Origin of the sequence: Diaphorobacter sp. JS3050 (assembly GCF_013154915.1) — a bacterium.
GTDB lineage: Bacteria > Pseudomonadota > Gammaproteobacteria > Burkholderiales > Burkholderiaceae_C > Diaphorobacter > Diaphorobacter nitroreducens.
The window spans coordinates 2,380,773-2,400,440 of record NZ_CP053553.1 but is presented as its reverse complement, the minus strand read 5'-3'; the positions used below and the strand labels follow the sequence as shown (position 1 = coordinate 2,400,440).

The 19,668-nt window shown below is 67.1% G+C and carries 14 protein-coding genes and 1 pseudogene; 10 read left to right on the top strand and 5 right to left on the bottom strand.

Annotated features, from left to right (window positions below):
- Positions 1–74 precede the first annotated feature (74 nt).
- From HND92_RS11535 to HND92_RS11490, 10 genes are all read left to right on the top strand, one after another.
- Complete coding sequence (locus HND92_RS11535) at positions 75–1,310, top strand: branched-chain amino acid ABC transporter substrate-binding protein (RefSeq protein WP_103737959.1); 1,236 nt, start codon at positions 75–77, stop codon at positions 1,308–1,310.
- 75 nt (positions 1,311–1,385) lie between these two features.
- A complete protein-coding gene (locus HND92_RS11530) occupies positions 1,386–2,339 on the top strand; it encodes a branched-chain amino acid ABC transporter permease (RefSeq protein ID WP_011804951.1) in 954 nt (317 codons plus the stop codon).
- Positions 2,340–2,345: 6 nt separating this feature from the next.
- Positions 2,346–3,683, top strand: coding sequence for a branched-chain amino acid ABC transporter permease (locus HND92_RS11525; protein ID WP_103737958.1), 1,338 nt, complete (start codon positions 2,346–2,348; stop codon positions 3,681–3,683).
- Complete coding sequence (locus HND92_RS11520) at positions 3,683–4,465, top strand: ABC transporter ATP-binding protein (RefSeq protein WP_011804953.1); 783 nt, start codon at positions 3,683–3,685, stop codon at positions 4,463–4,465. Before HND92_RS11525 ends, HND92_RS11520 begins: the two co-directional genes overlap by 1 nt.
- A gap of 3 nt (positions 4,466–4,468) precedes the next feature.
- A complete protein-coding gene (locus HND92_RS11515; protein WP_015913514.1) occupies positions 4,469–5,164 on the top strand; it encodes an ABC transporter ATP-binding protein in 696 nt (231 codons plus the stop codon).
- A gap of 192 nt (positions 5,165–5,356) precedes the next feature.
- Positions 5,357–7,456: a 3-hydroxyacyl-CoA dehydrogenase NAD-binding domain-containing protein gene (locus HND92_RS11510; RefSeq protein ID WP_172207109.1), complete on the top strand. Its 2,100-nt coding sequence runs from the start codon at positions 5,357–5,359 to the stop codon at positions 7,454–7,456.
- Between the two features lie 45 nt (positions 7,457–7,501).
- Positions 7,502–8,677: an acetyl-CoA C-acyltransferase gene (locus HND92_RS11505; RefSeq protein WP_011804956.1), complete on the top strand. Its 1,176-nt coding sequence runs from the start codon at positions 7,502–7,504 to the stop codon at positions 8,675–8,677.
- Positions 8,678–9,018: 341 nt separating this feature from the next.
- Complete coding sequence (locus HND92_RS11500; protein ID WP_172207107.1) at positions 9,019–10,203, top strand: GGDEF domain-containing protein; 1,185 nt, start codon at positions 9,019–9,021, stop codon at positions 10,201–10,203.
- Between the two features lie 138 nt (positions 10,204–10,341).
- A complete protein-coding gene (locus HND92_RS11495; protein ID WP_172207105.1) occupies positions 10,342–12,201 on the top strand; it encodes an acyl-CoA dehydrogenase in 1,860 nt (619 codons plus the stop codon).
- A gap of 60 nt (positions 12,202–12,261) precedes the next feature.
- A complete protein-coding gene (locus tag HND92_RS11490) occupies positions 12,262–12,762 on the top strand; it encodes a flavodoxin family protein (RefSeq protein WP_172207103.1) in 501 nt (166 codons plus the stop codon).
- Between the two features lie 427 nt (positions 12,763–13,189).
- On the opposite strand, the pseudogene HND92_RS19595 reads toward HND92_RS11490, so the two are convergent.
- From HND92_RS19595 to HND92_RS11465, 5 genes and pseudogenes are all read right to left on the bottom strand, one after another.
- Positions 13,190–14,760: pseudogene (locus HND92_RS19595) on the bottom strand (PhnE/PtxC family ABC transporter permease).
- Positions 14,751–15,584, bottom strand: a complete 834-nt coding sequence (locus HND92_RS11480; protein ID WP_172207101.1) for a phosphonate ABC transporter ATP-binding protein — start codon at positions 15,582–15,584, stop codon at positions 14,751–14,753. Before HND92_RS11480 ends, HND92_RS19595 begins: the two are co-directional and overlap by 10 nt.
- A 121-nt stretch (positions 15,585–15,705) precedes the next feature.
- Complete coding sequence (locus HND92_RS11475) at positions 15,706–16,596, bottom strand: putative selenate ABC transporter substrate-binding protein (RefSeq protein ID WP_103737952.1); 891 nt, start codon at positions 16,594–16,596, stop codon at positions 15,706–15,708.
- Positions 16,597–16,721: 125 nt separating this feature from the next.
- The gene (locus HND92_RS11470; RefSeq protein ID WP_172207099.1) at positions 16,722–17,990 is read right to left on the bottom strand and encodes an MFS transporter; all 1,269 of its coding nucleotides are present in this window, start codon (positions 17,988–17,990) and stop codon (positions 16,722–16,724) included.
- A 174-nt stretch (positions 17,991–18,164) separates the two neighbouring features.
- Positions 18,165–19,298, bottom strand: coding sequence for an ABC transporter substrate-binding protein (locus HND92_RS11465; protein ID WP_172207097.1), 1,134 nt, complete (start codon positions 19,296–19,298; stop codon positions 18,165–18,167).
- Between the last annotated feature and the right edge of the window lie 370 nt (positions 19,299–19,668).

Genomic DNA, 19,668 nt, shown 5'->3' with positions numbered 1-19,668 from the left:
GGGCAATCCCTGAACGGCGCCTCGTTGCATCCCTTGTACGCTGCGGCGTATTCATTCTCACAAGGAGACGAGGCATGAAGTTCGCTATCAAAATGGTAGCTGCCAGCGCAGTATTTGCATGTGCTGGCGGCGCATTCGCCCAAAAAGGGGAAACCGTCAAGATCGCCTGGCTCGATCCGCTGTCGGGCCTCATGGCCGCGGTGGGCACCAACCAGCTCAAGAGCTTCCAGTTCATCTCCGAGGAGTTCAACAAGAAGAATGCGTCGGGCGTGAAGTTCGAGATCATCGGCATCGACAACAAGCTCAGCCCGCAGGAGACCACCAGCGCACTGCGCTCCGCCATGGACCAGGGCGCGCGCTACGTGGTGCAGGGCAATGGTTCGGGCCCTGCGCTGGCCATCATCGACGCACTGGAAAAGCACAACGCGCGCAACCCGGGCAAGGAAGTCGTCTACCTGAACTACGCGGCGGTGGACCCTGACCTCACCAACAGCAAGTGCAGCTACTGGCACTTCCGCCTGGATGCCGACACCTCCATGAAGATGGAGGCCATGACCACCTTCATCAAGGACCATCCTGAGGTCCAGAAGGTGTACCTGATCAACCAGAACTATTCGCACGGACATCAGGTCTCCAAGTACGCCAAGGAGAACCTCAAGCGCAAGCGCCCCGACGTGCAGATCGTGGGCGACGACCTGCACCCGCTGGCGCAGGTGCGCGACTTCGCGCCCTACATCGCCAAGATCAAGCAGTCGGGTGCGGACACGGTGATCACGGGCAACTGGGGCTCCGACCTCGCGCTGCTCATCAAGGCCGCCAATGATGCGGGCCTGAACAACGTGAACTTCTACACCTATTACGGTGGCGTGACGGGCAGCCCCACGGCCATGGGCGCAGGCGCCGCGGGCCGGGTGTACATGGTGTCGTACAACCACTTGAACCTGCCGGGCGAGATCGGTCGCATCGTGGGCGACTACAAGAAGAAGTTCAACGACGACATGTACACCGGCGCCGTGTACCACGCCTTCTCCATGCTGGATTCCGCCTTCGTGAAGGCCAAGTCCACCGACCCCGTGAAGGTGGCTGCTGCGATGGAAGGCATGAAGTTCAACAGCTTCAACGGCGAAGTGGAGATGCGCAAGTCCGACCACCAGTTGCAGCAGGGCCTGTTCGTGACCCGCTGGGAAAAGGCGGGCGACAAGTATCCCCGCGATGCCGAGAACACCGGCTACACCTTCGTGCCGGTGAAGTACTACGAGCCCTATGTGGCCAGCACGCCCACGTCGTGCCAGATGAAGCGGCCTTCCTGATGTAGTTCCTGGTGGGACGACCTTTGGGGCCCGAGTCTCCTCGGGCCTTATTTTCACCTGCTGCGCGGTCTTGCGATGAATCTTGAGTTTTTCGTGATCTCCCTGCTCAACGGCGTCAGCTACGGTCTGCTGCTGTTCATGCTGAGTTCGGGGCTGACGCTGATCTTCAGCATGATGGGCGTGCTCAACTTCGCGCACACCAGTTTCTACATGCTGGGCGCGTACTTTGCGTACACCTTGTCGGGTGCCATCGGCTTCTGGCCCGCGCTGGTGGTGGCACCGCTGCTGGTGGGGGCGCTGGGCGCGGTCTTCGAGCGCTATGCGCTGCGCCGCGTGCACAAGTTCGGCCATGTGCCCGAGCTGCTGGTCACCTTTGGCCTGTCGTACCTGATCCTGGAGGTGGTGCAGCTGGTGTGGGGGCGCTCCACCGTGCCCTATGGCCTGCCTGCGCAACTGCAGGGGCCGCTCTTCACCCTGTACGGCACGCAGTTTCCCAAGTCGCGCTCCTTCGTCATGCTGGTGGCGGTGCTGATGCTGCTGTCGGTGTGGCTGCTGCTCACGCGCACCCGCATCGGTTTGGTGATCCAGGCGGCGCTCAAGCATCCGCACATGGTGGAGGCCCTGGGCCACAACGTGCCGCGCGTGTTCATGCTGGTGTTTGGCGGCGGCTGCGCGCTGGCGGGGCTGGCCGGCGTGATCGGCGGCAATACCTACGTGACCGAGCCGGCCATGGCGGCCTCGGTGGGCTCCATCATCTTCGTGGTGGTGGTGGTAGGGGGCATGGGGTCGCTGGCGGGGGCGTTCCTGGCGTCACTCATCATTGGACTGGTGCAGACCTTTGCGGTGGCGCTGGACTATTCGCTGGTGCATGCCTTCGCCCGCCTGGGCGTCCAGGTCACCGAACAGACCTTTGGCTACCCGCTATTCAAGCTCACCATCTCGCAGGTGGCGCCGATCCTGCCGTACCTGTTCCTCGTTCTGATCCTGATCTTCCGGCCCAAGGGCCTGCTGGGCACGCGGGAGGATTGAAAGGCCATGCACACCACTTCCTCTGCACCTTCGACCGCGGCCGCCGGGGGCGCCGTGCGGTACTACCGCTTCAAGCCCTTGAATGTGGGGCGCATCGTCATCTGGAGCCTGTTTGCCCTGGCGCTCATCGTGGCGCCCCAACTGTTCACCAGCAGCCTGGCGCTGACGATGCTGTCGCAGATCGGCTACGCGATCATCATCTGCCTGTCGTACAACATCCTGCTGGGGCAGGGCGGCATGCTGAGCTTCGGCCACGCCGTGTACACCGGCCTGGGCTCGTTCCTGGCGGTGCACGCCATCAACATGGCCAGCGACGGGCGACTGCCCATCCCGCTGGTGCTGATGCCGCTGGTGGGAGGGCTGGCGGGCATGTTCTTCGCCGTGCTGCTGGGCTATGTCACCACCAAGAAGTCCGGCACCACCTTCGCGATGATCACACTGGGCATCGGCGAACTCGTGGCCTCCATGGCGCTGATGTTCCCCGAGTTCTTCGGGGGCGAAGGCGGCATCACCACGGACCGCGTGTACGGCCAGCCGGTACTGGGCATCACGTTCGGTCCGGCAATTCAGGTGTACTACTTGATCGCCGCGTACTGTTTCGTGTGCACGGCCGCCATGTTCGCCTTCACGGGCACGCCGCTGGGGCGCATCCTCAACGCCGTGCGCGACAACCCCGAGCGTGTGGAGTTCATCGGCTACAACACGCAGCGCGTACGCTACTTCGCCTTCATCATCGCCGGGTTCTTCGCGGGCATCGGCGGGGCGCTGGCGGCCATCAACTTCGAGATCGTCACGGCCGCCGACAGCGTGAGCGTGGTGCGCTCGGGCAGCTACCTGCTGTTCACCTTCCTGGGCGGGGCCACGTTCTTCTTCGGCCCCATCATCGGCGCCGTGCTGCTGGTGCTGGCGTCGGTGCTGCTGTCCGAGCTGTCCAAGGCCTGGCTGTTGTACCTGGGCCTGGTGTTCCTTTTCATGGTCATGTATGCGCCCGGCGGCATAGCCAGCCTGATCATGATGAATCTGCGCCTGGCCAAGTACGGCAAGCTGCGCGGCATCATCAGCGCCTACCTGGCGCTGGGTGGAACGGCACTGGTGGCGGTGCTGGGGGCTGCAGCGATGATCGAAATGACTTATCACCTGCAGCTGAACGAGGCGCTGGGGCCGCAGCTGGAGTTTCTGGGTGCGACGCTGAACGCCAAGAGCGTGGCGAGCTGGTTCGGCGCCGGCTTCGTGTTGGTGACCGGCGTGGGTCTGTTCGAACTCTGTCGCAGGCAGTTCATGCGGCAGTGGGGTGCGATCCAGGAAGAGATCGAGCACGAGATCAAGCGTGGGGAGGCAGGCTGATGGCGGACCAGGCAACCTATGCGCTGGAGCTGCGCGACCTGCGCAAGAGCTTCGGCAAGACCGAGATCATCCGCGGCGCCAACCTGGCGGTACGGCCCGGCGAACGCGTGGCTGTCATCGGACCCAACGGCGCGGGCAAGTCCACGCTGTTCAACCTCGTCAGCGGGCGGTTCGCGCCCACCAGCGGCGAGGTGCTGCTGCACGGCGCGCGCATCGACGGCAAGCAGCCGTTCGAGATCAACCGCATGGGGCTGTCGCGCAGCTTCCAGATCACCAACATCTTTCCCAAGCTCAGCGTGTTCGAGAACCTGCGCTGCGGCGTGCTGTGGAGCCTGGGGTACCGCTATGCTTTCTGGCGCTTCCTGTCCAGGTTGCAGGATGCCAACGACCGGGCCACGCAGCTCATGGAGATGATCAAGCTGGACAAGAAGCGTGACACCCTGGCCATGAACCTGACCTATGCCGAGCAGCGCGCTCTGGAGATCGGCATCACCATTGCCGGCGGCGCCAGCGTGATCCTGCTGGATGAGCCCACTGCGGGCATGAGCAAGAGCGAGACCACGCGCTTCATCCACCTCATCAAGGAGGTCACGCAGGGCCGCACCCTGCTGACCGTGGAGCACGACATGGGCGTGGTCTTCGGCCTGGCCGACAAGATCGCCGTGGTGGTGTATGGCGAGGTGATCGCCTTCGACACACCCGAGAACGTGCGCGCCAACCCGCGCGTGCAGGAAGCCTACCTGGGCTCCGTCATTGCCGCGCAGCAGGCCGGGGGACATTGAGACATGCTGAAAGTCGAGAACCTGCACGCCTACTACGGCAAGAGCCATGTGCTGCACGGCGTGGGATTTGACGTGCAGCCGGGCGAGATCGTCGCGCTGCTGGGCCGCAACGGCTCCGGCCGCTCCACCGCGGCCAAGGCCGTGATGGGCCTGGTGGACTGGCAGGGCACGCTGCAGTGGAAGGGCCAGGATCTCAATGGCAGGAAGGCCTACGAGATCGCCCATCTGGGCATCGGCTACGTGCCCGAAAGCCGCGACGTATTTCCCAACCTCACCGTGCACCAGAACCTGCTGCTGGGCCAGAAGGGCAGTGGCAGGGATAGCCGCTGGAGCTTTGACGACATGTACGAGATGTTCCCGCGCCTGAAGGAGCGCCGCAACATCGAGGCGGGCGTCATGTCCGGCGGCGAGCAGCAGATGCTGACCCTGTGCCGCACGCTCATGGGTGACCCCGACCTCATCATCATCGACGAGCCCACCGAGGGGCTGGCGCCCAAAATCGTCGAACTGGTGGGCGAGTACCTCACGCGGCTCAAGCAGCGGGGCATCTCCGTGCTGCTCATCGAGCAGAAGCTCACCATCGCCATGACCATCTCCGACCGCGCGCTGGTCATGGGGCACGGCAGCATCGTCTTTCAGGGCACGCCCGACGAGCTGCGTGCCAACAGCTATGTACGCAAGGAGTGGCTGGAGGTTTGAGGGCCTCATTGGCCTCTAGCCCTTTGTGGATGAGCGCTGTCAGCTATCAAAAAGATAGTTAGATGTCGGTGTGCGCTGCACGCTTGTCCCGGCTGAGACAAAAAACTGCGACCCCTGCCTCTAGACTTGCGTGCTAAAAACGCACGAGCGTACTTTTCTTTCATCCACCCGAGATTCAAGAGGAACGACAGCATGACGGCTGAATACCAGGTCCACGGCGACGTGGCCGTGATCACCCTCAACAACCCGCCCGTCAACGGGCTTGGCCTGGCCACGCGCCAGGGCATCGTCGATGGCCTCGATCGCGCCCAGGCCGACGCGGCCGTCAAGGCCATCGTCATCACCGGCGCGGGCGGCGCCTTCTCGGGCGGCGCCGACATCAAGGAGTTCGGCACCGACAAGTCGCTGCAGGAGCCCAATCTGCACTCCGTCATCAACGCTGTCGAGAGCTGCACCAAGCCCGTGGTGGCTGCCATCCACACCGTCTGCATGGGCGGCGGGCTGGAGTTGGCCCTGGGCTGCCACTACCGTGTGGCCGCGCCCGGCTGCAACGTGGCGCTGCCCGAGGTGAAGCTGGGCATCCTGCCCGGCGCGGGTGGCACGCAGCGCCTGCCGCGCGTGGTGGGGGTGGAGGCAGCGCTGAACATGATCGTCAGCGGTGAGCCGGTCAAGAGCGAGATGATCGGCGCCGTGCCCGGCCAGAAGCTGTTCGACAAGATGGCCGCTTCGCCCGAATCGCTGGCCGAGGAAGCGCTGGCCTTCGCCCGAAGCGTGGCGGACGTGCGCCCGCTGCCGCTGGTACGCAACCTGCCGTGCAAGCACCCCGAGGGCGATGCGTACTTCCAGTTCGCGCGCAACATGGTCAAGGGCATGGCCAAGAACTTCCCCGCGCCCGCCAAGTGCGTGGACGCCGTGGAGGCGGCCACCAAGCGCAAGTTTGCCGACGGCCTGGCGTACGAGCGCGAGCTGTTCATCAACCTGATGTGGACGCCCGAGTCGCGCGCGCTGCGCCACCTGTTCTTTGCGGAGCGTGCCGCGAGCAAGATCCCCGACGTCCCGTCCGAGACTCCCAAGCGGGACATCAAGAAGGTCGGCGTGATCGGTGCGGGCACCATGGGTGGCGGCATCAGCATGAACTTCCTGAACGCGGGCATCCCCGTGACCATCCTGGAGATGAAGCAGGAGGCGCTGGACCGCGGCATCGGCACGATCCAGAAGAATTACGAAGCCCAGGTCAAGAAGGGCAAGCTCAAGGAAGACAAGTACCAGCAGCGCATGGCCCTGCTGTCCACTACGCTGAACTATGCCGACCTGAAGGACTGCGACCTGATCATCGAGGCCGTGTTCGAGGAACTGGGCGTGAAGGAAGCCGTGTTCAAGCAGCTCGACGCCGTGGCCAAGCCCGGCGCCATCCTGGCGTCCAACACCTCCACGCTGGACGTGGACAAGATCGCCGCCTTCACCCAGCGTCCGCAGGACGTGGTGGGCATGCACTTCTTCAGTCCCGCCAACGTGATGAAGCTGCTGGAAGTGGTGCGCGGCAAGGCCACGGCCAAGGACGTGCTGGCCACCGTGATGGCCCTGGCCAAGAAGATCAAGAAGACGGCCGTGGTCTCCGGCGTGTGCGACGGTTTCATCGGCAACCGCATGATCGAGCGCTACAGCCAGCAGGCCGGCTTCCTGCTGGACGAAGGCTGCACGCCCGAGCAGGTGGACAAGGCCATCGAGAAGTTCGGCTTCGCCATGGGCCCGTTCCGCATGGGCGACCTGGCCGGCAACGACATCGGCTGGGCCATCCGCAAGCGCCGCGCCGTCGAGCAGCCCGACATGAAGTACAGCAAGACGGCCGACCTGCTGTGCGAGATGGGACGCTTCGGCCAGAAGACCGGGGCGGGCTGGTACGACTACCAGGCTGGCAAGCGTGACGCGATTCCCAGCGACGTGGTGAACCAGATGATCGAGGAGCACCGCAAGGCCCTGGGCATCACGCCGCGCAAGGTGAGCGACGAGGAGATCGTGCAGCGCCTGGTCTATGCGCTGGTCAACGAGGGCGCCAAGATCCTGGAAGAGGGCATCGCCAGCAAGTCGGGCGACATCGACATGGTGTACCTGACCGGCTACGGTTTCCCCATCCACCGCGGCGGTCCCATGCACTACGCCAGCGAAGTGGGCCTGTTCAACGTGGTGCAGTCCATGAAGCGCTTTGCCCGCAACCCGCTGGATGACGCACGCGCCTGGGAGCCCGCGCCGCTGCTGGCCCGGCTGGCCGCCGAAGGCAAGGCCTTTGCCTGAGCGCCCGTTCGTCCGCCTGAAGCACGCAGAACAAGGAATATTGCAATGACCTCCGCAGTGATCGTTTCCACCGCCCGCACGCCGCTCGCCAAGAGCTGGAAGGGCTCGTTCAACATGACCCACGGCGCCACGCTGGGCGGCCACGCCGTGCAGCACGCCGTGCAGCGCGCGGGCATTGACCCCGCCGCCGTCGATGATGTCATCATGGGCTGCGCCAATCCCGAAGGCGCCACCGGCATGAACATCGCGCGCCAGATCGCGCTCAAGGCTGGCCTGCCCGTCACCACGTCGGGCATGACCATCAACCGTTTCTGCTCCTCGGGCCTGCAGACCATCGCCACCGCCGCGCAGCGCATCATCGCGGGCGAGGGCGAGGTGTATGTGGCTGGTGGCGTGGAAAGCATCTCGTGCGTGCAGCAGGAAATGAACCTGCACATGATCCAGGACCTGGCCCTGGCCAAGCAAAAGCCCGAGATCTACTGGAGCATGCTGCAGACCGCCGAGCAGGTGGCCAAGCGCTACCACATCGGCCGCGACGCGATGGACGAGTACGGCGCCGCCAGCCAGCAAAAGGCCTGCGCCGCCCAGGCAGCCGGCCTGTTCGACGCCGAGATCGCGCCCATCACCGTCACCGCGGGTATCGCCGACAAGACGCTGGGCCTGATCACCAAGCAGGTCACCGTGAGCCGCGACGAGGGTACGCGCGAGGGCACCACCAAGGAAGGCATCAGCGGTATCCGCCCGGCCATGCCTGGCGGGCTGATCTCGGCGGGCAACGCCAGCCAGTTCTCGGACGGCGCGGGCGCCTGCGTGGTGGTGGGCGAGGACTACGCTGCTCGCAACAACCTCCAGCCGCTGGGCCGCTTCCTGGGCTTTGCCGTGGCCGGTTGCGAGCCTGACGAAATGGGCATCGGCCCCGTGTTCGCCGTACCCAAGGTGCTCAAGAAACTGGGCCTGACGGTGCAGGACATCGACCTGTGGGAGCTGAACGAAGCCTTCGCCGTGCAGGTACTGTACTGCCGCGACAAGCTGGGCATTCCCGCCGACCGCCTGAACGTGAACGGCGGCGCCATCGCTCTGGGCCACCCCTACGGTGTTTCGGGCCAACGCCTCACGGGCCACGCCCTCATCGAAGGCAAGCGCCGCGGTGCCAAGCGCGTGTGCGTGACCATGTGCATCGGTGGCGGCATGGGCGCGGCGGGCGTGTTTGAAGTGCTGTAAGCGCCGATCCGCTTTCGGACTGAAACAACAAGCGCCCCGCGCAGACGATGTGGTCTGCGCGGGGCGTTTGCTTTTATTTTGATAGCTGTCTGCGATTGCTGCATGGGCGGTAGCAGGAGAACCGAGCGATATTTTTGTGACACGGGTTCCTGTACAGGGAGCGACGCAGCGGGCCAGCCGCTGGAGGGGGCTGCAAGCGTCCTGAAGTTCCGCCCAGCAGGCGGCTGCGTGTGCGGACGATTAAACTCCTCTGAATTACTGGTTGTTACAACAATCCCTGCCCGTCGTCCTGGCTTGGACGACTCGCCCTAGGGTCGGCCAAGTCCCCTTTGAATATCCCCATGGTCGCAAGCGTTCTCGTTGGCATGCTCTGCGCGCATCTGCTGTGCTTTGCGGTGATGTTCTTGCTGATCAGCAAACGGCTGCATGGGCAAAAAATGGGGATGGATCTTTTCGCGCTCGGCAACTTTCTGCTGGGCTCCGCCTATGTGCTGCAGCTGCTGGAGGGCGGCCCCGCCTGGAGTCCGATGAGTGTGGTGAACCACACGCTGACGCTGGCCTCCCCGGTGGTTTACTGGCTCGGAGCCATGCGTTTCTTTGGGCACGCCGTCCCCTTGCTGTCTCCACTTCTCGTATTTGGGGCGCTCTACAGCCTTGCGCAGGTACTGGTGCAATGGAGCGTGGGGCCGGTTGCACGCTACGCCATGCTTTCAGGGGGATCGGCACTCCTGTTTTTTGTGATGGCCCTGACGGTGATCTACGGCGTTCGCACATTTGCCAAGGATCTGTATGGCGAGATGGTCTTTTTTGCCGCGCTGATCAGCGGCCTATGCGTACTCAACGCGCTCAAGTTCATGAAGCTTCTGGATGGCGGCCTGGATGCATTGCAGATGGACCGCCAGTTCCAGCTGGTGTTCTACATCTACATGTCATTCCTGGCCACGGTGCTGCCGCCATCGATTGTCTGGTTGGTACTGCGCCGCTTGACCGATCAGTTGCGCCATATCGCTGCGCGCGACCCGATGACGCAGTTGCTCAATCGGCGAGGTCTCACCGAGGCGCTGCAGCTGTCTTTCAACCAGCGCCGGGCGGAGCATGCGCACTTGCTCGTTGTCGACGTTGACCACTTCAAGCGGATCAACGACACCTACGGCCACCACGCCGGAGACACCGTCCTGTGCCGCGTGGCGGAGATACTCCAGGCCACGGCGCGCCGTGGCGATTTGGTAAGCCGTCTGGGCGGGGAAGAGTTCGCGGTGATCTGCCTGAACACCGACTTTCCCGGGGCCATGCACATGGCGGAGCGATTGCGTGCAGCCATCGAGACGCAGACCATCGACATTGCAGAGGGCGGTCATCCGCTGCAGTGCACGGTCACGGTCGGGGTTTCACAGGGCTTTGCAGATGCACACGCCTTGGAGGCGGCCCTGCAACAGGCCGACGCGGCTCTGTACCGCGGCAAAGCCGCGGGACGCAACCGCGTCGAAACGGCCGGGCCGTCTATGGCCCCCCCTTCGTACGCCTGAATCACGGGCAATACCGAGACGCCGAGACGGTGATTTGGCCAAAGCCCCGGTGTTCCAGCGCGCGATCCAATGGACCCCCGCGGTGCGCGTCACCCAGCGGACAGGCTTCATCGGCCCATCCCTTCCATAATTTCGCGCATGACCACCTCCCTGCGCTCCACGCTCGACTTCCTGCTCTACGACTGGCTCCAGGCTGAATCGCTCAATGCGCGCGAGCGCTTTGCGGACCACTCGCGCGAGACGTTTGACGCCGTGCTGGACACCTGCGAGCGCATCGCGCGCGAGAAGTACGCGCCGTTCAACCGCACGGTGGATACGCAGGAGCCCCAGTTCGACGGTGAGCGCGTCATCCTGCCCCAATGCACGCACGACGCACGCCAGGCATTTGCCGACAGCGGCATGCTCAGCGCGGCGCAGGACTACGCGCTGGGCGGCATGCAACTGCCGTATGTCGTGGAGTCGGCGGCCAACAGTTTCTTTGGCTGCGCGTCGATCAGCATTGGCTCCAACCTGCTGACCACGGGCAACGCCAACGCCATCCTGGTGCACGGCACGCCCCTGCAGCAGCAGGTGTTTGCCGCCAACGAATTCAACGGCCGCTGGGCGGGCACCATGTGTCTTTCGGAGCCGCAGGCAGGCTCGTCCTTGAGCGACATCACCACGCGCGCCGAGGCCGACGGCGCAGACTTCGAGGTCGACCCGCTGGGCCCGCGCTACCGCCTGCGTGGCAACAAGATGTGGATCAGCTCCGGCGACCATGAGCTGACCGAGAACATCGTGCACCTGGTGCTCGCCAAGATCCCCGGGCCGGACGGCAAGCTGGTGCCGGGAGTGAAGGGCATTTCGCTCTTCATCGTGCCCAAGAAGCTGGTGGATACCGATGGCCAACTGACGGGCGAGCGCAACGACGTGGCGCTGGCCGGACTGAACCACAAGCTGGGCTGGCGCGGCACCACCAACACTCTGCTGAATTTTGGCGAGGGCAGGTACCCCGTGCGCGGCGGCGCCGGCGCCATCGGCTACCTCGTGGGGCGGCCGGGCGAGGGCCTGAGGTGCATGTTCCACATGATGAACGAGGCACGCATCGCCATCGGCATGGCGGCAACCACGCTGGGCCTGGCAGGCTACTACGCCAGCCTGGACTACGCCAGGACGCGGCTGCAGGGCCGCCCGGTACAGGGCAGCACCAGCGCCGCCGGCAGTGCCGGCAAGGACGCCAGCCAGCCGCCGGTGCCGCTGATCCGGCACGCGGACATCAAGCGCATGCTGCTTGCGCAAAAGAGCTACTGCGAGGGCGCGCTGGCGCTTAACCTGTACTGCGCGCGGCTGGTGGACGAGGGCCGCACGGGCGAGCCGCAGGCGGCGCAGGACGCGAGGCTGCTGCTGGAGGTGTTGACCCCCATCGCCAAGAGCTGGCCCAGCGAGTTCTGCCTGGAGGCCAACAGCCTGGCGATCCAGATCCACGGCGGCTACGGCTACACGCGCGACTTTCCCGTGGAGCAGTACTGGCGCGACAACCGCCTGAACATGATCCACGAGGGCACGCACGGCATCCAGGCCGCCGACCTGCTGGGCCGCAAGGTGGTGATGCAGGGCGGCGCAGGCCTGCAGCTGCTGGGGCGCACCATTGGCGCCACCATTGCCCAGGCGCGCAAGCATCCGGAACTCGCCGCCTGGGCGGACCAGCTGGCCCAGGCCCTGCAGGACGTGGGCGAAGCCACGCAGGCCGCCTGGGCCACCGGCAACCCTACCGAGGCGTTGGCCAACGCCGTGCCCTATATGCAGGCCTTCGGCCATATGGTGCTGGCCTGGGTGTGGCTGGACGTGGCGTGCAGCGTGCTCGCACGGGATGCTACTCTTTCAATAGCTGTAAGCGCTGGAAGGATGGGCGCTGCACGCTATTTTTACCACTATGAATTGCCGCGCATCGGTGCCTGGCTGCAGGTGGTGCGCCAGCGGGACCTGACCTGCGCGGCACTGGATGAAGACGCGTTCTGACGCCACGCGCTCTCCGCAGGGTGGTGGTCGCCCGCATGGGCAACGGTCTATGCTTGCCGCATGGATGCGCCCCAGACCCTGCTGATCGTCTACCACTCGCTGACCGGCGGCACGCGCCAGATGGCCGAGGCCGCGCGCGCCGGCGCCGCGGCCGAGCCCGCCGTGTCGGTGCGCCTGCTCCACGCGGCGCAGGCGGGGCCGGACGATGTGCTGGCCGCGCAGGGCTACTTGTTCGCCACGCCGGAAAACCTGGCGGCCATCAGCGGCCAGCTCAAGGACCTCTTCGATCGCTGCTACTACCCGGTGCTGGACCGCATCAATGGCCGGCCTTACGCCAGCCTGGTCTGCGCCGGCAGCGACGGCCAGAACGCCGCACGCCAGATCGCCCGCATCGCCACGGGCTGGCGGCTGAAGGCCGTGGCCGAGCCGCTGATCGTCTGCACCCACGCCCAGACGCCCGAGGCGATCCTGGCCCCCAAGCAGATCGGCGCGGCGGACCTGGAGCGCTGCCGTGCGCTGGGCGAGGCGCTGGCCACCGGGCTCGCGCTGGGGGTGTTCTAGTGCTGCGACCCGAAAGTGTCGGGACATGAAAGTGCGCCTTCGCCCGCGAGGCGGCGTTGCCCATCCTCGCAATGGCCACGGTCGTTGCTGCGGTTCGCGTCTGGCCCTTGGGGCGAAGCCATCGATCGCCTTTTGTTACTCCACTCCCCGGTTGCGGTACTAGGGCCTGTTCACACTATTTTTGCCAGTGCGAATGGCGTGAAAACCGCGCCAATCTAGGCGCGTGACGACGCCAAGGCCGGGGCCTTGGCTAGGAGGGCAACGACGCGTGGCGCGGTTTTCACTCCGTTCCCTCCGGGTTGCGATCAAAAAGGGCCATTCGCGGCGTTGCCAAGCCTCGCTGGGGTAGCACCCCAGCTTCGTTTGGCGCCTTGCGCCTGGCCCTTTTTGATCGCAACGCATCTGGCAAAAATAGTGTGAACAGGCCCTAGGCCCTGCCCATCCAGCGGCGCAGCGCCGCGCTGGCCCAGTCCACCGCAACCGATAGCGCCAGCATCGCCAGGATCACCGTGCCCGCCTGCGCATGGTGGAACAGCGACAGCTCCACGTACAGCAACTGCCCCAGGCCGCCCGCGCCCACGAAGCCGAGGATGGCGGCCATGCGGATGTTCATCTCCCAGCGGTACAGCGTGTACGCCACCAATTGCGGCGCCGCCCCGGGCAGCGTGCCATACAGGAACGCCATGGCGCAGCCGCTGCCGGCCTGGCGCAGCGCACGCGCGGCCGTGGCCGGGGTGTTCTGCAGCGCCTCGGCATACAGCCGGCCCAGCACGCCGGTGGTGTGCAGGGCCAGGGCCAGTGCGCCGGCAAACGGCCCCAGGCCCACGGCCAGGGCGGTGAGCGTGGCCCATACCAGTTCGGGCACCGAGCGCAGTAGGTTCAGCAGCAGGTTCCAGCCCGCGCGCCGGCGTGGCAGGGCCAGCAGCAGGGCCAGCAGGGCGGCCAGCAGCGTGCCCACGATGGAGATGGCCAGCGTCTCCCACACGCCGCGCGCCACCTGCCGCAGCCAGGTGCCGCCCAGCTCGGGTGGGAAGAAGCCGCCGGCAAACTCCGCCATGCTGCGCGCCGCCTCGGCGGTGAAGAGCGCGGGCAAGTCCATGTCCAGCAGCCACAGGCTGGCGGCCAGGGCGGCCAGCACCGTCGCGGTCAACGCGCCGCTGCGCCAGCCCAGCGGCGCGGCGCGTGCCGCGGGGGCGCATCCAGCGCGCGGCGCAGCCCGCCCGACAGCGCATCGGCCGCCAGCACCAGCAGCATGAAGGTCACAAGGATGGTGCACGCCTCGCCGCCGTTGAGCATCTTCATGGCCTGGTCCATGAGCTGGCCCAGCCCGCCCGCGCCCACGAAGCCCATTACCACCGAGGCGCGCACCGCGCATTCCCAGCGGTACACGGTGTAGGAGGTGAGTTCGCGCGCCGCCTGCGGCAGCAGGCCGTAGAGCAGGGCGATGGGCCGGCGCGCCCCACTGCGCGCCAGCGCCTGGGCGGGTGCGGCGGGCACGGATTCGAGGATCTCGGCATACACCTTGCCCAGCATGCCGCCGTAGGCCAGCCCCAGTGCCAGCACGCCGGCCGTCGGCCCCAGGCCGAACACGCGCACGAACACCAGCGCCCACACCAGCTCGGGGATGCCGCGCAGCACCGTGAGCACGCCGCGCGCTGCCGGGTTCAGCCGGGGGCGTTCGCGTGCAGCGTTGCTGGCCCAGTAGGCCAACGGCACCGCCAGCACGAAGGCCAATGCCAGCCCCGCAGTGGCAATCGCCAGCGTTTCCAGGGTGGCGCGCGCCAGCAGGGCCAGGAAGTCGGCCCCCGTTTCAGGCGGCAGGAACTGGCGCAGGAACCCGCCCAGCACGCGCAGGTTCTCGGGCGCCAGCAGCGCGGCCAGGTCAAAGCCCGACGCCTGCAACAGCGGCCACAGCAGCACCACGGCCAGCAGCGCGCCGCCCAGCCGACCGCGTGCGGCCGGGTCGCGCAGGTGCGGGGCGGGGTGCGTCAACGGCATGATGCGTAGCTGCTGGTGGTCGGGGGCGGCGTGGGCGTTTCATCCGGCGCGAGCGCGCCGTCGCCGGGCGGGGCGTACAGCGCCTGCAGCAGATCGGGCGTGACCGCGCCGGCCGGCAGGTCGAAGGCGATGCGCCCCTCGCGCAGGCCCACCACGCGCGCAAAGCAGGCCAGCGCCAGGTCCACCGCGTGCAGGCTGGCGACCAGCGTGGCGCCACGTGCGGCCGCGTCCTGCACCAGCAGCTGCACGGTGGCCAGCGCCAGCGTGGGGTCAAGGGCAGAGACGGGCTCGTCGGCCAGCAGCAGCTCTGGCTGCTGGTACAGCACGCGGGCAATGCCCACGCGCTGCAGTTGCCCGCCCGAGAGCTGGTCGCAGCGCGCAAACAGCTTGTCCTGCAACTGCACGCGCTGCAGCGCCGCCTGCGCGCCGGGCAGGTCGGCCGGGTACAGCAGCGAGGCCAGCGCCTTCCATGTGGGCCATTGGCCCAGGCGCCCGGCCAGCACGGCGGTCACCACGCGCTGGCGCGGTGGCAGGGGCGGTGCCTGGTGGACGGTGCCGATGCGCGCGCGCAGCGCACGCGGCGGAGGCCACGAAGCATGGGGCGTGTCGGGCGACGACGCGCCCAGGGCGGAGCCCAGCACGTGCACGCGGCCGGCGCTGGCGGGCAGGGCTGTGCCCAGAAGGTTCAGCAGGGTGGTCTTGCCCGCCCCCGAGGGGCCGATCAGCGCCAGGCTCTCGCCCTGGCGCGCGGCCAGGGTGATGCCGCGCAGCGCCACATGGCCGCCGGGGTGGCATAGATCCACGCCGTCCAGCTCGAAGCTCATGGTTGCTCTTGTTTCAATAGCTGCTAGCGCTTATCCAGCAAGCGCCAGGGGCTGATTTGATCAATAACGCCAATGGTGCACGCGCGGGCTACCTGGGCCAGGCCCGCGCGCGCCGGCGCGCTTACTTCAGCAGGCCGGCCGTCTTGGCGGCGTCTTCGATGCCGTCGTAGTTGCGCGGCTCGGTGGCGATGAAGCGCGAGGCGCGCTGCAGTTCCAGGATGGCCTTGTGCTCGGGCTTGGCCGGGTCGAGCGCCAGGAAGGCGGCCTTGATCTTCTGCACCACGGCGGGATCGAGATCGCCGCGCACGGTCCAGTTGTAGTCGAAGTAGGGTGGGGTGGTGGCGAACACCCGTACCTTGGACGGGTCCACCTTCTTGGTCTCGACCAGCTTGTCCCAGACGGAGGCGTTGAGCACGCCGGCCTGCGCCTTGCCGGCGGCCACGAAGGCGACGGTGGCGTCATGCGCGCCGGAATAGGCCACGGTCTTGAAGTCCCGCTCGGGCTGGACGCCGGCCTGCTGCAGGAAGTAGCGCGGCATCAGGCTGCCCGAGGTGGACGAGGGAGCGCCAAAGGCAAAGGTCTTGCCCTTGAGGTCGGCCAGGCCCTGGATGGTGGGGTCGGCGGTGATGAAGCGCGAGGTAAAGCGTGCGTCCTCCTCCCGCTGCACCAGCGGAATGGCCGTGCCGCCCGTGCGGATGCGCGCCTGCACGTAGGTGAAGCCGCCCAGCCAGGCCAGGTCCAGCTTGCGCGTGGCCAGGGATTCGACCACGGCGGCGTAGTCGGTTACCGGGGTGAACACCACCTTCATGCCGGTGGCCTGCGACAGGTACTCGCCCAGCGGCTTGAACTTGCGTTGCAGTTCGGTAGGCGCTTCGTCGGGGATGGCGGATACGCGCAGCACCTGCGGCTCGGCGGCCTGGGTGGAAAGGAAGGGAGAGAAGCTGGCGACAGCGGCGGCGGCTGCGGCAAAGCGGCGCAGCGCCGCACGGCGTGCGGTCGTTGAAGAGGTCATGGCGGTGAGGGAAAGTTGAATCGAGCGCGCTGCAAGCCGAGGGCCTGCGGGGTGTGCGCGAGGGCCGCCATTGTCGCCCAAGGTGGCGTCGGCTGCCCGGGGGGCGCGCGGCCGGCAGTGAACGCTCAGCCCGCCGCCTGGGGCGTGGGCAGCGCCGGGCGGCGCCGCCCCGGCAGCAGCAGCGCCACCCCCGCGGCCACCATCAGCAGCGCGCCCGACAGGCCGAAGGCGATCCAGTGCGTGCCGAAATGCTCATAGCCCCAGCCGCCCAGCCAGGCGCTGATCATGGCCCCCACCTGATGCCCCAGGTAGGCCCAGCCGTAGAGCACGCCCACCAGCCGCACCCCGAACATGTCGGCCAGGATGGCGGACGACAGCGCGATGCTGCCCGCCCAGGCAATGCCGCCGATCACCGAGGTGCCGTACAGCTCCAGGGTATTTCCCGCCAGCAGCAGGGCAAAGAAGCCCACGCCGCGCACGCAATAGATGGCGGCCAGCAGTTTGCGCCGCGGCAGCCGGTCGGCCAGGCGCCCCAGCACCATGGTGCTGGGAATGGCCACCAGCCCGATCAGGCCGATGCCGAAGGCGCTGGTGGTGGCGTCAAAGCCATGGTCCATCAGCATGGGCATGCCGTGCGTGCCCAGCAGGTTCATGCTGAAGCCGCAGGCGAACAGGCCCAGCGTGATCTTGAGGAAGGTGCCGGTGCACATGGCCTGCAGCACCGTGTAGTGCTGCCCTGCGGGAGCCACCGGGTTCGCCGCACGAATGGGGCTGCCGGGCAGCGGGGCATCGCCATCGGCAGGCGCCTCGTCGCGGATCACCCACAACGCCGTGGGCACGGTGATGGCGGTGAACAGCGCTGCAAAGCCCAGCAGCGTGGCCTGCCAGCTCAGATGCTGCAGCGCCATGCCCAGCGCGGGCGTCATGATGGCGATGCCGGCCATGGAGCCCGTGGACAAGAAGAACAGCGCCATGCCCCGGCGGCGGTTGAACCAGCGGCTGATGACCGGCGTGAGCGCCACCGGGCTCGTGAATCCCGCGCCCACGGACATGAGGATGCCGAAGCTCAGCAGCAGCCCCAGCGGCGTGCGCGTGTTCACTGCCCAGAGTGTCGACGCCACCAGCAGGACCGTGCCCGCCAGCAGCACGAAGCGCGTGCCCCGGCGCGCCACCAGCCAGCCCGCCAGCGGCATGGCCGCGCCGTAGCACAGCATGCCCACGGCGACGATGGACGACAGCAGGCTGCGCGAAAAGCCCAGGTCCTCGGCCATGGGCAGGAACAGAGGGCCCAGCCCCAGGCGCAGGCCCACGGTGAGGGCGGTGAGCACGGTGGCCGCGGCCACGATGTTCCAGCCGAAGTACCAGCGGGCCGGTGAGGAATCTTGAGAGGACATGGGGGCGACGGGCGTGGGGCCGGGTGAATGCGACCCTTGGTTGTAACGGCTGCCGTGGGCCGTGTGCGCCGGCTGCGGCCGGCGGCGCATCGCGATTGGCGATGGGGGCTGCCGCGGCGCGCGAGGGGCGGTGACCCGGTAGCCCGGTGGCCCCGCGGCGCGGCAGCGACGGCGTCAGCGGCGGAACAGTCCGTCCGCGTCGATGATGGACAGCTCCACGTAGCTCAGGCCCGTGCGGTCGCCGGGGCCGTAGCCCAGCTCCAGCCCGCCCAGGTCGTAGTGGCTCATGCTGCCCAGCGCGGTGACGATCTTCTCGCGCGTGGGCTTGGGGCCGGCGCGGCGCAGGCCTTCCACCAGCACCTTGGCGGAGGTGAAGCCTTCCATCACCGAGGGCGACAGCGTCAGGTTGCCCTTGGCCTTGGCCAGAGCGGCGGCCTCGCGGTTGATGGCGTAGCCCATGGAGCGCACGTTGGGGAACACCTGCGTGACGATCACGCCGCGCACCGAGTCGCCCAGCTGGGCGACGAAGCCGCGGGATGCGTTGTTCGACACCGTGACCACCTGCATGGACGAGCCGGCCTTGCGCAGCGCTTTCACGCCGTCGCTCACCGCCACGCTGGAGCCGATCCAGATGACCGCCTGGGCCTGCGCCTGGATGAGCTGCGGCACGATGGTGGCGTAGTCCGGCTTGGCACGGTCGGCCTTGATCACGGCCACGGGCTTGCTGCCCACGTTGGCAAAGCCCTTCTGGGCACCGGCCAGGCAGTCCTCGCCAAAGCTGTCGTCCACGTGCACCACGGCGATGCGCTGGACCATGATGGTGTGCAGGTGCTCCACGGCCTTCTCGGTCTCGGCCTGGTAGCTGGAGCGCACGTTGAACACCAGCGGGTTGGCAGGCTTGTGGAAGGTCATCGCACCCGTGGAGGGCGCCACCAGCGCCACGCCGTGCTTGGCCAGGTGCGGCAGGATGGCTTCGGTGTGCGGCGTGGCGCGGCTCATGAACAGCGCGGCCACGTTGTCGTCTTCGATCAGGCGGCGTGCGTTCTCGCCAGCGAGCTTGGGCTCGAACTTGTCGTCCAGCGTGATCAGCTTGATGCGCTCGCCATGCACGCCACCCTTGGCATTGACGTGGTCCAGATACAGGTGCACGCCCGCGAGGGTCTCGCCCACGCTGGCCGCCACTGGGCCGCTGACGGCCGTGGTCTGCCCGATCAGGATGTCGGCCGAGGCGGCGCCGCCGCTCAGGGCGCCCGCCAGCAGGCAGGCGGCTTGCCAGGCGCGCAGGCGCCCATGGGGTTTCTGGTTCATGGTTCCTCCCTGTGCCCGCGTTGCACCAAATGGGTGCATGGGCTGTGGTTTCGCACTGGCAGCGGGTAGCTGCAGTCCCTCAAAAGGTGCATATTGTGACCGCGATGTGGCACGGCCGGCGTACGTGGTGCGCGTGCCGCGCCAGAAAGGTCACATACCGGAACGCACATTCCCGCCTCAAGCACCTTCCGTTGTCGAGCCAGCCCGGCCGCCGATGCTGCCAGCCGCACGGCGCGATAAACCGCGTGGCCAGGTGCAATGGGCGCGCCTGCACGGCGCCGCGCGCAGCCCGGCGACGCATGCCGGCGCGCCGGTGGCCGTGGCGCGCGCGCCCAGGCGCCGCAGCGCCGTGGGGGCCAGCCATGCCCCG